This window comes from Fulvivirga ligni (genome assembly GCF_021389935.1).
Taxonomy (GTDB): domain Bacteria; phylum Bacteroidota; class Bacteroidia; order Cytophagales; family Cyclobacteriaceae; genus Fulvivirga; species Fulvivirga ligni.
In genome coordinates this window covers 5,677,757-5,692,421 of the sequence record NZ_CP089979.1, presented here as the reverse complement: position 1 = coordinate 5,692,421, position 14,665 = coordinate 5,677,757, and the positions used below count along the sequence as shown (strand labels likewise).

At 38.7% G+C, this 14,665-nt stretch carries 12 protein-coding genes; 6 read left to right on the top strand and 6 right to left on the bottom strand.

Annotated elements, in window-relative coordinates; all coding sequences use genetic code 11:
- The first annotated feature begins 457 nt into the window (after positions 1–457).
- Entirely contained in the window at positions 458–1,045 is a 588-nt protein-coding gene (locus LVD16_RS24035) for an LURP-one-related family protein (RefSeq protein ID WP_233770848.1), read from the top strand.
- A gap of 5 nt (positions 1,046–1,050) precedes the next feature.
- On the top strand, positions 1,051–1,614 hold the full coding sequence (locus LVD16_RS24030; RefSeq protein ID WP_233770847.1) for a pentapeptide repeat-containing protein: 564 nt from the start codon (positions 1,051–1,053) through the stop codon (positions 1,612–1,614).
- 191 nt (positions 1,615–1,805) lie between these two features.
- On the opposite strand, the gene LVD16_RS24025 is transcribed toward LVD16_RS24030, so the two are convergent.
- The 3 genes from LVD16_RS24025 to LVD16_RS24015 form a co-directional block, all read right to left on the bottom strand.
- A complete protein-coding gene (locus tag LVD16_RS24025) occupies positions 1,806–2,153 on the bottom strand; it encodes a hypothetical protein (RefSeq protein ID WP_233770846.1) in 348 nt (115 codons plus the stop codon).
- 68 nt (positions 2,154–2,221) lie between these two features.
- Complete coding sequence (locus LVD16_RS24020; protein WP_233770845.1) at positions 2,222–3,475, bottom strand: metallophosphoesterase; 1,254 nt, start codon at positions 3,473–3,475, stop codon at positions 2,222–2,224.
- A 94-nt stretch (positions 3,476–3,569) separates the two neighbouring features.
- Positions 3,570–4,880: a beta/gamma crystallin family protein gene (locus LVD16_RS24015; protein ID WP_233770844.1), complete on the bottom strand. Its 1,311-nt coding sequence runs from the start codon at positions 4,878–4,880 to the stop codon at positions 3,570–3,572.
- A gap of 344 nt (positions 4,881–5,224) precedes the next feature.
- Here LVD16_RS24015 and LVD16_RS24010 point away from each other — a divergent pair, with 344 nt between their 5' ends.
- Both LVD16_RS24010 and LVD16_RS24005 read left to right on the top strand, forming a co-directional pair.
- Complete coding sequence (locus LVD16_RS24010; RefSeq protein ID WP_233770843.1) at positions 5,225–7,066, top strand: DUF3858 domain-containing protein; 1,842 nt, start codon at positions 5,225–5,227, stop codon at positions 7,064–7,066.
- 2 nt (positions 7,067–7,068) lie between these two features.
- Positions 7,069–9,060: a DUF3858 domain-containing protein gene (locus tag LVD16_RS24005; protein ID WP_233770842.1), complete on the top strand. Its 1,992-nt coding sequence runs from the start codon at positions 7,069–7,071 to the stop codon at positions 9,058–9,060.
- Here the strand turns inward: LVD16_RS24005 and LVD16_RS24000 are convergent.
- From LVD16_RS24000 to LVD16_RS23990, 3 genes are read right to left on the bottom strand one after another with little or no spacing between them, the layout of a single operon-like run.
- Positions 9,057–9,509 carry a DoxX family protein gene (locus LVD16_RS24000; RefSeq protein WP_233770841.1) on the bottom strand — a complete coding sequence of 151 codons (453 nt, stop codon included), beginning with the start codon at positions 9,507–9,509 and terminating at the stop codon, positions 9,057–9,059. The genes LVD16_RS24005 and LVD16_RS24000 overlap by 4 nt on opposite strands.
- A gap of 52 nt (positions 9,510–9,561) precedes the next feature.
- Positions 9,562–10,128, bottom strand: a complete 567-nt coding sequence (locus LVD16_RS23995) for a Crp/Fnr family transcriptional regulator (RefSeq protein ID WP_233770840.1) — start codon at positions 10,126–10,128, stop codon at positions 9,562–9,564.
- Complete coding sequence (locus LVD16_RS23990) at positions 10,109–12,112, bottom strand: sialate O-acetylesterase (RefSeq protein WP_233770839.1); 2,004 nt, start codon at positions 12,110–12,112, stop codon at positions 10,109–10,111. The genes LVD16_RS23995 and LVD16_RS23990 overlap by 20 nt, the downstream gene beginning before the upstream one ends.
- A gap of 107 nt (positions 12,113–12,219) precedes the next feature.
- Here LVD16_RS23990 and LVD16_RS23985 point away from each other — a divergent pair, with 107 nt between their 5' ends.
- Both LVD16_RS23985 and LVD16_RS23980 read left to right on the top strand, forming a co-directional pair.
- Positions 12,220–12,837: a chemotaxis protein CheB gene (locus LVD16_RS23985; protein WP_233770838.1), complete on the top strand. Its 618-nt coding sequence runs from the start codon at positions 12,220–12,222 to the stop codon at positions 12,835–12,837.
- 63 nt (positions 12,838–12,900) lie between these two features.
- A complete protein-coding gene (locus LVD16_RS23980; protein WP_233770837.1) occupies positions 12,901–14,562 on the top strand; it encodes a tetratricopeptide repeat protein in 1,662 nt (553 codons plus the stop codon).
- The last annotated feature ends 103 nt before the right edge of the window (positions 14,563–14,665 follow it).

The following is a 14,665-nucleotide window of genomic DNA, read 5'->3' as shown; positions in this document are numbered from 1 at the left end:
TATCAAAACTTTGACTTTTCACTTTTTATCGCTATTCATTTTGACAGGGCTAGCTATGACGCTCATGTTGATATTCATAAGCAGATTTTCAATTATAGCTGTTCCTGCAGTTATTCTACTTTGTAACTATTACATGGCGAAAATATTAACTAAAAAGCTACGTCCAACATCAACTAAACGGCATAGCGGGCAGTTAGCGAATTGACAAGTGTCTCTAACACGGTATTGAATAACTCATTTAGAATAAGAAATCAGTCACCCATTCATTTTCTCATCATTTGGGCTATTTGTGAACTTACAGCATTGCGCCAAGCAAAATGTGGTTAATTTTTAAGTCGGAGTCATAGTTGCACTCCCTCAAATTTAATATTGATTCTTACTTTTTTGTATTAGATTGCACGCTTTAAAACTTACTAAAGGGATAGTTTTTCTATTCTGAAACCTCAAATCTTATTACATGAATCCAGTGTTAAACCACAATCTGTTCTTGATTAAAGAGCATGTGGGCATGTTTAAAGCGGCCAATAACTATGATATTTACAATCCTCAGACTCAGGAGATGATCATGACCTGTAGAGAGGATGGGCTTAATTTTTTTACCAAAATGTTCAGGTTTACTGATTATAAAAGGATGACTCCTTTTCATGTAGAAATCAAGACCAGAACTGGTGAAAAAGTGCTGAGCGTTCGTAGAGGTATTTCTCTTTTTTTAAGTACTGTGGAGGTGTATGACGGCCAGGATAAGCTGGTGGGTAAATTCAAACAGAAGTTCTTCTCTATAGGCGGGAAGTTCAAGGTGCTGGATGCGAACGAAAAAGAGTTGTGCATGTTGAAAGGAAAGTGGACCAGTTGGGATTTTAAATTCGTAAGTGGCAATGAAGAGTTTGCCAGAATCAACAAAAAATGGGCAGGTATAGGGAAGGAGCTCTTTACTACTGCTGATAATTACATGCTTCAAATAGATGAGAAAGTGCCGCAGGATCATCCGTTGCGTATACTTATTTTAGCTGCGGTAATGTGTATTGATATGGTAATAAAAGAATAAGGATAATGGATACGGTTCAGGATCAACGTTTTAAAGGAGAAGATTTTACCCGAGGATTAGAAGCTGCCGAATATGACGGTTGTAGTTTCACCCAATGTATATTTTCAGAGGCTGACCTGAGCCGTATTACTTTTATGGATTGCGATTTTGATGGCTGTGACCTCAGCAATGTGAAAATGGCGGATGTGGCATTAAGAGAAGTGCGGTTTAAAAACTGTAAACTGATGGGTATTCACTTTGATGCCTGCAATGACTTTCTTTTCGATGTATCATTTGAAAATTGCCTTTTAAACTTCTCATCATTTTATAAAAAGTCATTAAAGAAAACCCGGCTTGCCCACTGTTCACTGCATGAAGTGGATTTGGTAGAGGCTGATATGTCTGAGAGCTTATTCCATGAGTGTGATTTTGCAGGAGCTACTTTTGACCGAACTAATCTTGATAAATCAGACATGACCACCTCTTTTAACTTTATGATTGATCCTGAGAACAATAAGCTTAAAAAGACCAAATTTTCTAAGGAGTCACTGGCCGGTCTGTTGGGTAAATATGATATTGTGATAAAATAATTTGTAATAAACCATGGCCTCATCACACTAGTAAAGAAAAACACTATGGAATCATTAATCTTATTTTTACTCGATGCTGCGGCTATAAAAAATATCCGTGCGGATAAAAGTGTAAGTATGAAGATGCTTAAAGCAATAGGTTTTTATTCGGCCTTGTTTTGTGTGCTTATCGTGCTTTTTACTTTGGTCTATTAGTCCTGTTCGGCCTTCTTTTTTTCAATATATTCATCCATTCTGGAGAGTAGTCGCCACCATTCTGAGCCATCGCTGCGGTAGTCTCTAATGGCACCGGCACGTACCAGTATTTTGCGTAGTTCATCATCTTCAAAGCCGCCCAAATGCTTCTTTAAAGTATCAAAAGAACGATCTGTATATGATTTATGACTCAGGAAGTGACGGGCCGTAGTTTCTGCTATAAAATCAGTTTTATCGGCTTCACGTCTTATTTGTAAGTCATGATTAAACTTTTGCCTTTGTAAAAAATAAGAAATCAGACCTCCTAATATTGTGCCTATCAAAGTGAAAATGGCCGTTTGCATATACCAATAATTTTAGCGACTCAATTTAAAAGGTCAGATTTCATTATCCAATAGTTATGAGCAAAAGGTTATTTTATGATGGTAAATTCATCAACTATTTTACCTGTCTCTGTGCCCAGAGCTTTGGCTTTAAGCGTTGTTCCGCAAATGTTTAGCTGTAAATAAGCCCACAGGTGATCGGCCTTGGCTACCAAATTAGGATGTCGGCAATTCTCAGGGTCTGGAGTGTAAGGAGTTGGGTCCGATCCTATTCCTCGTAACTTTCCGCCGCTGCCTACTGTAATGCTGATAAAGCCTTTAGGCATTTCATAAGTAACGATTTTACCAATATATTCGGCTATCGGCATTCCTTCGCCATCCATTGGGTTCAACCTTTCGTAGGTGTGGGCATGACCATTGAGCACAAGATCTACCCTGGCAGAATCAAAAACAGGATAAAGGCTCATCACATTTTCATAGTCTTGCTTGTAGGTGCATGATTTACCATTATGGTGTAATAATACCAGTGTCCATTCGCTATTTTGAGGGCGGCTTTTAAGGTCTTGTTTCAGCCATTCTACTTGTTTTTCATACTCATAGAGCTCACCAAATTTTGTGTCGAGTGCTATAAAATGCACTTTACCATAGTTGAAACTGTAATAATGCTCATTATGAGGTAGTTTCCATTCTTTTACATAATTGCTATCTGGTTCATGCCAATCATGGTTGCCCAGTAGCGCATAGGTCGGTACATATGGAAATACCTGATCAAAGTATTGGAAAAGGTTTTCGTCATACAGTTCACTGCGGCCGTCAGGATAAACAATATCACCTAATAATACACCAAATTCTAATGAGTCGATATGTGGGGCCAGGGCTTTGGCCAAAACATCAGGTGTTCCGCCATAATCTACAGGCTCACCTATATCACCCACAGCAAAGAAAGTGAAGGAAGTATCATTATCAGCAATGGGTGACCGGAACCAATAGGACTCAGAGCTTTTCAGTTGAATGTTGTTGGAGAATATTCTGTAATCATATTTACTGTTAGGCAGAATGTTTTTAATAACCACCTCATTTTCAGTTATTCCCGTGTTGGTAAGCCTGGTAGTACCGGTTGCTTTTTGCCATTCGGAACTTGAGTCATCTTTATATTCTACATGACATATTTCGGCGGTGTCCGTTCGCCATAAAATAGTAATGCTATCCTGGAAGGCGCACTGTAAATAGGGGCTTCTCAATAGTGTGGGGTGTGCTAGCTCTTTTTGAGGAGAGGTGCAGTAAGAAAAGAAAAATCCTAATGCCAAGATCAGGAGGGCATGTAAAACCTTTGTCTTTGTCATGTTTAAAAATACAAGAGTTTCACAGCTTTCAATCAGGTAGCGGTCTTACCCGATTAAAATGCTGTGAAACTCTAATTTTATTTAAAGAAAATGCTTACTGGTGCATTACTTTTACTGAGCTCACTTCGTCGTTCCAGCCTTCATTTCCAAGACAGTTGTCATTAGAAGTTCTGGTAAGTGTGCTTCCTGAAAAGTTATTATTCCAGTATAAAACTATTTTATAACCGCTTTCTACTCTTAAAGAAGAAACATCATCATTAGATAATCCTAAGCTCTCTAGTTGGCCAAGTGTATAATCACCCACCGGAAGAGATACAGCATAGCCTTTAAAGTCACAATCCTGATAAAGAGTGGCTACACCGCCGCCATTCGGGTTGTAAGTATTGCTGGTATACACATGCGATATATTGCCGATGCCATCAAAGTAATTGTCAAAAAGTTTGGCCGGATCAGTAGCCATTTCACCTCCTTGAACTATTCCATCATTACCATCATTCCAGGCCCAGGGAGCATTAGCGCCGCCATCTTTAAAGTTGTTTCCTTTAAAGCCACCGCCTGCATTATAAAAAAGGTTAGTGTTAAATCTCTGAGCCCAAAGTCCGCCATTTTCAAATATGTTTACCAGCTTATATTCTACATAGTTATCATAATTGTCAGCTGGTTTCTGAGCTACATCACTCATAGAAGGATAATAGATGATGCCATCACCGTTGATGTTATTTTGAGGCCATGCTTTAAGACCATGACCCTTAGCTTCTTGCGCAGTTACCGGGTGCATAGCTCCAGCGTGGTTAGCTAATTGTAATGTGCCATCAATATTCTCTTTACCATTGGTTAATGGACTACCTGAAGTAGTGTATGAATAGAAATCAGAATGACTCACTGTAACCGCACCTTGTAATGACCCATATGTGCTTCCATTCTTTTGAACCATCATTAAAATACCCTCAAGATCATTCTCGTGCTGATCCAGGCTGTATAAAAAAGGATTGTCTGTCCAGTCTCTTGGGTGAAAGAAAGCATATATAAGGTACCAGTGCGTAGAGGTTTCTACTACAGAATAGTATACATGAGCATACAGAGAATTGCCGTAAGCAGATACGTTTTCCCAGTTGTTAAGTGCATTCCAGTCGCCATCATAGTTAATAGCCGAAATGTAATCAGATTTCCCGCCTTCAGCATAAGTGCCGGAAGCGTCTACATCCATGTAGTGAATAGGTGCCCATCTTTTAGCCAGGTCATCAGAAAAGCGAGCTGTAGAGCTTGTTTTATTTAAGACTGATTCCTGTTCAGTTTTAGTAGAGCTGACCTCTTCCAGCATACTGTCTTTACATGAAATGATGGTGATAAAGCACAGGGCAAATATAGCCTTGCTGAATAATGAAATACGATTCAGATTTTGCATTGATTTGGTATTTGTTTTAAATGCCGAAGTGCTTTTTAGGCAGGCCTTAGCTTATATAGGTACTCAGACATTTGGGTTAAGATTGATTAATAAAAAATCCACGTGGTATTTCAAGTGCCGAAATTAGCATGGTGGATCAGCTGTGCCAAAAATGTGGGGTTAACGGTTTGTTAAGAGATTGCGACTAACAGTTAATACTAATCTAAAGGGCTGGACCAGAGCGACTTCATAGTGTGAGGGCTTAACCTAAAATATAATCTCTCAATAAAGTAATGTGAAAATTTTAATAAAATTTTGTTTTAACTATTAGAGGTGCAATATTTGAGGTTTAATAGGTAGGCTTTATGAGATTTTTAGTTGTAATGGCATTGTTTTTCATTGCCGGGCAATCCTTTGCTCAGTCAGATGCTATATTACTGAACTATGATACAGATATTATCATCAAAAGCAATGGTGATATGGTGGAGCAGGTGTCTGTAGCTTATGAAATTTATAGTAGTGATTATAACTGGCTCGGAGAGGTAAGTCTACCATATTCTAAAGATGAGAGCTTAGATCTTTTAGAAGCAAATATTCTTGATACAAGAGGAAATATTACTCGTAAACTCAAGAAAAAAGATATTTCAGTTCATAGTGATCTTACCACAGATACCTTTCATGATGATCAGTTGGTGCTGGAGTTTACACTTCAAGGTCATGAATATCCTTACAGATTAGAGTACAAATACCAGCGGACCACTAAAGATTATTTTTATATCGCCCATTGGCTACCTTACTATTCGTCAAATGTCTCGGTGAAAAACGCCAAACTATCCCTTCATTATCCGAAGAATTTCAAGGTGCTAAAATCTTTTTCACCGGAGCTAAAATATGATTCCACCTTTGCCGGAGAGGTGGTTGAAACCTGGGAGGCACACGACTTACCAGCATTTGAGGGATATGAAAAATTTAGCCCATTAATTACTGAGATAGCGCCAAGTGTAAAGTTGGTGCCAGCCAAATTTTATTATGAAACCATGGGCTATCAGAACTCCTGGAGCTCATTTGGTACTTGGATCAATGATTTGATCTACAAACTGGAAGAACTACCAGTATCAGAACAGCAAAAGATAGATCAACTGATAAAGGGCGTAAGTGATAGAAAGGAAATTGTAAAAATCTTATACCATTATCTTCAGGACAATACCAGATATATCAACGTAAGCCTTGAAACAGGCGGATTGAAGCCATTTCCCGCCAGCTATGTCTGTGATAAAAAGTATGGAGACTGTAAAGGGTTAACTATTTATATGAAGGCTATGCTGTCTTATGTAGGTATAAATTCTTACTACACCTTAATTGACGCGGGGGATAAGTTTGATGATGTGGATTTTGATTTTCCAAGTCAGCAGTTTAATCATGTTGTGCTCATGGTGCCCTTTGAGAAAGATACCGTATGGCTTGAGAATACGTCTCAGATCAATCCCTTTAACTATATGGGAACCTTTACTCAAGGTAGATATGCTTTTGTGGTGGATGGTAGTAACTCCAAATTTGTGAAAACACCATCTTTGACTTCAGACAATTCCATGAGCGCTACTACCTATAACTATACATTAGATCATGAGGGTAATGGAGAATTGCATATAAAAAAGCATTTGACAGGAGCATTTTTTGAGCAGTACAATGCCTTAAATAGAAATGTTAATGCGGCAGATCAGCAGAAATATTTATCTCGAGTTGTTCATAATTCAGGTACCGAATTGGAAAATTTCGAACTAACTGAAAACCACCGAGATAGTACATATATCGGAGCCAATTTAACTTGTAAGGTAAAAGATCAGGTGCAGGATATTGCAGGAATGAAGGTAGTGCAACCTCATACCATGAACCTTTCGTTTGAGCGTCCGGCCTCCCGGAAATTACCAGTGAAAATCAATTATCCTGTAAATCAGCTAGACTCTATGGTTTATAACTTGTCGTGGTTAGAGTCCGGAAAAGTAGAGATACCTGCCCCAGTATCAGTGGATTCTGATTACGGAAGTTTTTCTTTAAAATGTGAGAAAAAAGGTAATCAGATACTTTTTGTTCGCCGATTTGAACTTTACACCCGGACATATTCCCTGGCTGAATATCCAAAATTTTACGAATTTTTTGAAAATATAGAAGCTGCGGAGAAGAAGGTTGCAGCCGTTATAACACCATAAATATGAAGAGACTTTTATTCTTAGCTGTCTTTCTTTTCACAATTGTGATCAGTGGTAAATCACAGGAACTGTCCAAGCGATTCTCTGTGATTGGAAGTCCGGAGATGGATCTGGAATTCTATGAAAAGGACCCGGAAGCGGATGCTGTGGTCTTATTTAACGTAGGACACTCAGTGTTCCTGGATGGTAATTATAACATAGAGTTCACGGAAATAAAGAGAATAAAAATATTTAAAGCCTCTGCAATGCATTATGCAGAGATTTCCATCCCTTATTATGTTGATGGGTATGGGAAAACCGAAATAGTGAGAAGCATTGAAGCTTACACCTATAATGAGGAAAATGGTGTGATTACCACTAAAGAGCTTTCTAAAAAAGCCATTTACGAAGAGACCATTAATGACAGATGGAAGGTGATGAAATTTGCATTCCCAGATGTGAAAGAAGGTTCTGTAATTGAATATAAGTACGTGCTGGAAACGCCATTTAGAAGCAAAATGCCAGACTGGACCTTTCAAGATGAGATCCCGACCATATATAGTGAGTATAAAGTAAATATGATTCCCTTCTACGAATATGTTTTCATAGCACAAGGGATAAAGAAATTTGACTATCAGAATTCAGAAGTGGGCAGAGTGGAGCGGAAGTATGGTAATGTTTCTGAAGCTTATGGTCAGACTATGGGAAATGGTTTCAAGTTTAAGGATGTAATTCACACCTATGTAATGAAAGATGTGCCTGCATTTAAAGATGAAGGATTCATTACCTCTAAAAATGATTATATCATGAAGCTGGATTTTCAGCTGGCCAAATTTCATAGACCTACTGGTGGTAGTGAAGAAATTATTTCTACCTGGCCCAAGTTAACTGAAGAGCTGCTTGATAATGACAATTTTGGGAAGTATGTAAAGAAAGCTCAAAAACAGGCTAAAGACATATTGGAAGACTTGAATTTAGCAGGAAAAACCGATAAGCAGAAGGCAAAAGTACTGGTTGACTATGTTCGCCAACATATCAATTGGAACAAGACGTTTACAGAATATGCATATCATTCGCCAAAGGAGCTTTTAGAAACACGTTCCGGTACCAGTGGGGAGATTAACCTGTTCTTAATAGGTCTGCTTCGTCAGGCTGGAATTACTGCCTCTCCGGTAATCCTGAGCACACGTAGTCATGGTAAAATTGCAGCGGATTATCCGTTTGACCATTTCTTTAATTACACGGCGGTACTAGTTGAGGCAGATGATAATATGTTCTTGGCGGATGGCACCCAAAGTTTTGTATCATATGACAAGCTACCCATTTGGTGTCTGAATGAAAAAGGATTGGTAATCAGAGAGGATAAGCCATTTTGGGTAAGTCTTGAAAACAATGCCCCAAGTTTTTTATCAGCCCAGTTCACTATTATTCCTAATGTGGAAACACTGAAATCAGAATGTTCTGTGAATTTGCAGGCGAATGAATATGAGGCATTTAATTATAAATTCAGTTACGATGATGACGAGTCGAAATTAAAAGATGCGTTTCTGGATAAGGGTTTTAAAAATGTGGATGAGGTTTCGACCATGAATTATGATAGAAATGATATTCCATATACCATGGTGGTAAAAGGAAATAGTGATGTAGATGTCATTGCTTCCAGGATAGTAGTAAAACCTTTTCTCGAAATGCCCATTCAGAGAAACAGGCTGCAACAGAAGACCCGCACTTATCCTGTGGATATGGAATACGCCAAAGTCATAAAATACAGTTCTTCTATTCAAATACCAGATGGGTATCAACCAGTATCTCTTCCAGAAGGCTACAATGTGGTGGATGATCTGGCTTTGGTTAACATTACTTATAAGCAAGATGGCAATCAGGTGTTTACGGAAGCTTCATATAGCTTTAAAAAGGCCGTTTATGAGTCTCATGAATACCCGAGGATAAAGTTTTACTATGACCAGATAGTGAAGACATTTAATCAGGCCATTGCGTTTGAAAAAGTAAATTAATCTTTAACAGCACAGAAAAAGACCCATGCTATAAAAAGTACCTGCATGGGTATTCTGATCCATAGATATGATAATCCAGGGCCGTCATGCTCTCCTGTCTGATAATTTATATTTTCAACGGCAGCTTTAATATTTGCTGGTAGTATGAGAATGAAGAATATTATCAATATTATACCGGTAGCTTTTCTGTATTGAGGAATCAGTAGGCCTACAGCCAGAATTATCTCCAATATCCCGGTGAGGTAAACCAAAGGAGCTTTGTAAGGTGTAAAATCAGGAATCATGGCTGACATGCCCTTGGTGAAAGCAAAATGACCGATAGCCGTGAAAATGAGCATAATGCCCATAGCAATATTGCCTGCCAAAGACCAGTTCATGGTTTTATTAACTATGAAAATGATATGGTTGCTGATAGCAAATGAGCCTAGGAGTACATATAATGGTTTCATCTTTTTACTTACAAAATTTGAATAATATACACTCTAAGGCAATGAACCTGGGTTAAGAAATGCGCTTCCTTATTCTGCTTAATGCTTGGGGAGTTACTCCAATATAACTGGCTATATATTTTAACGGAATCTGTCTGATGAGTTCTGGCCTTTCGGAGAAAAGACTCAGATATCTTTCTTCCGCACTTTGGGTTAAGAATGATAGTTCTCTTCTGGATTTAATGAGAAACAGATTCTCACTGGCTTTTCTCCCGATGAGATTGCCTACGCTAGTCTCTTGATAAATGGTTTGTAAATTATCATAACTAATTCTCCATAAGACAGTTGTAGTGATGCTTTCTATGGCATACAATGATGGCGTGCGAGTAAGAAAGGAATCATAAGCGCTTACAAATCCTCCTTCGAAGACAAAACCGAATGTAAGATCATTTTCATCTTGTGGAATGTAAAGACGTACGGTGCCACTCTCTATAAATGACAGGTAATTCTCGATCTTTCCAACGTTTAGTAAGGGCTTTTTAGCTTTCAGTTCCACTTTTTTCAGCTTGCTGGCGAATAGCTGCCAATCATTATCTGGCATAGGGCCATGCACTTCAAACTCACTCCTTATCTGCTCCACTTTTTTCTTTTTTAACCCAGTCATCAGTTCTAAAAGGTATCGCAGGTAGTCCGCTGCTGTTGGTCAGATTACCATTGGGGTTATCAGCCCAATTGTATCTCACCACAATAGGATTTGGAACATCATCGCTAGATACCACTATCTCGTTTTCTCTGATTTCGGCCTTAGCCCAATAAAATTTTTGGTCTGCTCCGGCTATGGCAAAACCCTTTAACTCTGTCCCTTCACTGATGGCAAGACCATCTGCTATTTCAGAGAAACTGATGATAATCTTACCTTTTTCAATTTTATGATTTTTATATATCGGGCCGTAGGCCTGTACTTTTTGCTGGTAGACCATGCTTTCCGCCAGCAATGCCAGCCTGCGGCCTACTTCCTGCTTATTTAGAGGGTGGATAGACGCTGCCTCACCAATGTCTATAATACAAGCCATTGCAGTATTAGGTTGTTTGAGTGTTTTGGTTTGAGCCTCTCTTAACAGCGCCCAATCACTCTCAGATGGTTTTTCATTCTCCTTCATGTAGTTGGCTAGCTGCACGTATATAAAAGGTAGATAACCTTGCTGCCATTTTATTCGCCAGTCACTAATGAGCAGCGAAAATAGCTCTGCATAATCGCTAGCGGCTTCCACATTGTTCTCCCCTTGATACCAGATAAAGCCCTTAATGCCATATGGAATAATGGGGTTGATCATGCCGTTATATAAAAAGGACGGGTATTGATGATAATTCATTATCTCAGGAATAGCAGGCTCCAAACCTTTTTTGTATTTCCAGTCGCCGCTGAGGGTTATTTTGCTATCTCCATCAGAAATGTACATTTCATCTGCTGGTGGATTGAAACCGCCACCACCCCACAAATAGGCCATTCTAATAGTAATGATATTCTTATGCTTTTTAGCCAGGGTTTTGGGAATGGGGTAATCATGTGTTTCGTTAGCATTCCACACATTTTTGCAGATTCTTTCTTCATTAAAAAATAGTGTGTAGTTCATTTCAGGATGCCCGAGGCTGATGGTCAGGTCTTTACCCATCATAGATTGAGGTATAGTGACCTCTTTTCTTAGCCAAACTATGCCCTCGTAATAAGAAATTGCTCCATCTTTTAGCGTAGAGGGCATTTTTATAATGGACCAGTCCTCGTCATTATAGTTTCGTTTTATAATCTCTTTCTGCACTTTTTTCTCAGGGGTATAGACAATATTCCAGAACCTGATCAAGTCCAAGCTATCTTTAACGAAATGCTCCTCAGAAATGGTGTCATTGGCCAACGTTCTGTTCCGGGCAGCAGGAGAAGAAAGTAATTGCTCCTTGCTGGTCCAGGCCTCAACCGGGGTTCCGCCCCAGGTCGATTGTATGATGCCAATGGGGATGTTGATGTCTTTTTGAATCTTTCTGCTAAAATAGTAGGCTACAGCCGAAAATTCCTTAACCGTATTGCTATCTATCGCTTGCCAGGATCCACCAGCTACATCAGCCTGAGGCTGTGTCCTTTTCGCATGATCAACCTTGAAATAGCGTATTTCAGGATGTTGAGCATTTTTGATTTCTTCTGAAGCATCTTTGGCTTGTTGTACTTGCCATTCCATATTGGATTGTCCTGAAGCCACCCAAACATCTCCAATGAGCACATTTTTGAAGGAAATGGCTGCTATTGAATCCTGATATATGGTGAGCAAGTGTGGACCACCGGCCTTTTGTTTTGGAAAATGAAGCTCCCAGCTTTTGTCAGCGTTTGAAGTGGTAGATTGTCGAACGCCATTAAGTTCTACTGTAATGAGTGACCCAGCAGCCGCGCTGCCCCAAAGCGGAATTTCCTTATCTCTCTGCAGAACCATGTTGTCACTAAAAATTTCAGGTAATGATAGTTGAGCACTTACCATAGATGGGGCAGTTATGAATATTAATGAGAACAATACGATGAGATAGAGCCGGGGCATAGATGGAAGATTCGATTTAAGTTTTACTAAAATATCTGTTTTCATTGGGCTCATCAAAGTTGTTACAATAATTTGAGGCATAAATATTGAGCAATTTATTTGTAATTGCATCTATATAAGAAATGGTAGGTGCTCTTATGAACAAACATGTTATGGAAAATTTCACTTATGTTATCGGGATAGGAGCTTCGGCAGGTGGTCTGGAGGCTCTCAAATCATATTTTTCTAACTTAGATGCATCCAGCGGAGAAGCTTATGTCATAATCCAGCATTCTTTAAGATCGCATAAAAGTTTATTGCCTCAAATTTTGGCACAGGTTACTCCTGTGGAATCTGTAGTTGTTACAGAAAATATGGAATTAGTGGGGAATAAAATCTACATATGTCCGCCATCACATTCGGTGAGACTAAAGGGAAATAAATTTAAATTGGTAGAGCGTGAAGACGATGATTTAATTAATAAAACCATTGATATAAGCTTTACAGCTCTGGCAGGTCATTTACAGGAAAAGATGATTGGTATTGTAATGTCCGGCACCGGTAGTGATGGCACCGAAGGTTGTAAATGCATTGAAAAAAACAACGGAGTGGTTTTGGTACAAGATCCTAGTACTGCCATTTTTGAGAGTATGCCTTTAAAAAGCATTATTTATGATCATCCGGATTATGTTCTGCCGCCAGAAGAAATGCCAGAGCTGGTTGAAAGCATCGTCACTGGCAATGAAGATAGAAATGAAAGAAGAGCTATTACTCTGGATTTGAGCACGTAATAGCAATCAATTTATTTATAAAATTCACCAGAGGAATTATAATTTTTTTACTTTTATGTTAGCATGAAAGTAAGAATCATCGGTTTGCTCCTCTGTCTGGTATATCAGACTAACACCCTTGCACAGTCTTCAATGGATTCTTTACAGCAAGAATTAGCTAAAGCTGCCCCTAAATCCTCACAAAAAGTAGACTTACTTAACCATATTGGCTATGAATACTGGATTATAGACTCTAAAAAGTCGATCGAGTATGCTGAAAAATCTTTGGAGCTTGCTAAAAAATTAGAATATCTGGAGGGACGTGCTTTTGCTCATAGAGTGCTGGGTGTTGCGTATTGGACTATAGGGCAGCCACGTGTGGCCTTAGAGAACTTATATGCCGCTACTGACGAATATGAAGTGCTCAAGGATGAGGAGGGTATGGCTAATGCTATCTTAAATACGGGAATGGTATATGCCGAAATACATGACTACGAAAAGGCTCTTGAGCTTTATAATCAGGTGATTACCATTTTTTCAAAACTAAATCTCACAGGAAGGGTAGCCACCACTTACACCAAGTTAGGAACACTTCTTTTGGAGCAGGGCTATTACTACGACGCTGAAAAATACCTCCAGAATGCACTGGACATTCATACTAAAAATAACTTTGCCTATGGAATATCAGAAGCTCATAACCGATTAGGAAAGCTATACATCAATCAAGGTAAGTTAGAGCTGGCAGATCATCATTTAAGGATTTCTATCCAAAAAGGCAGGGAAGCTAATGATGAAGATGGGTTGATAAGTAATCTAATCCTCTTTGGTAAACTTTTAAGGCTGCGAGGAGAAGATGAAATGTCAGATGGGCATTTGAAGTTAGCACTGGGGCGGGCCGATAAAAAAGCACTTTCTCATTACAAATTAGAGGCCTTAATAGAGCTGAAAAACCTAAAGAAGCAGCAAGGGTTTTATGATAGTGCACTTTACTATTATGACTCCTACATTAATTTAAAAGATTCACTATTTAACAGTACTAAGGTGAAACAGGTGGCAGCAATTGAGTTTAAAAATGAATTGACTGAGCAAGATTTAGAACTTGAATACCTAAAGGAAAGTGATGAGCTCAACAACATGATAAAATGGGTACTAATCGGAGGTATATGGATAATATCACTGTTAGCCTTTTTTCTGGTGAAGAGTTTGAAGGTGCGAAGTAAAAGGGAAAAAGAACTTTTAAAGTCAGAAAACGATCTGGCCATGATAAAGCTGGAAAATGAAAAGCTTAAGCAATCTGAATTATCTAGTGAACTTCACGATAAAAACAAGGAGCTCACCTCATATGCGCTAAACTTTGTTCAGAAGAATGAAATTTTTGAAGAGCTACAGGATAAGCTGAAAGAGATTAAAGCAGCCAAACCTCAGGAGCAGGAGAAACTTCTCAAGCAAATGGAAAAGATTCTTCAGCAGAACAGATCTGTGGATAGTGAATGGGAAGATTTTAAAGTTCACTTTGAACAGGTCCATGATGATTTTTTCAAGTCATTAAAAAGCAAATATCCAGACCTAAGTGGTAATGATCTCAAAGTGGCGGCCCTGTGTCGTTTGAATTTATCCATCAAAGAGTCATCCCGTATTCTGGGCATTTCACCCGAAAGCACTAAAACAGCACGATATAGATTAAGAAAAAAGCTGGATATTAACCAGGAAGACGACTTGTTTGAGTTTCTGTCATCCATTTCTTAGTATTTGATTATCAGTATTTTACATCTTTTGTCTACCTCATGTTAACCTGTATTTTTGAGGTGTTCACCTATTATCTGCTAGTGGTAAACTTCACATCTTTGGT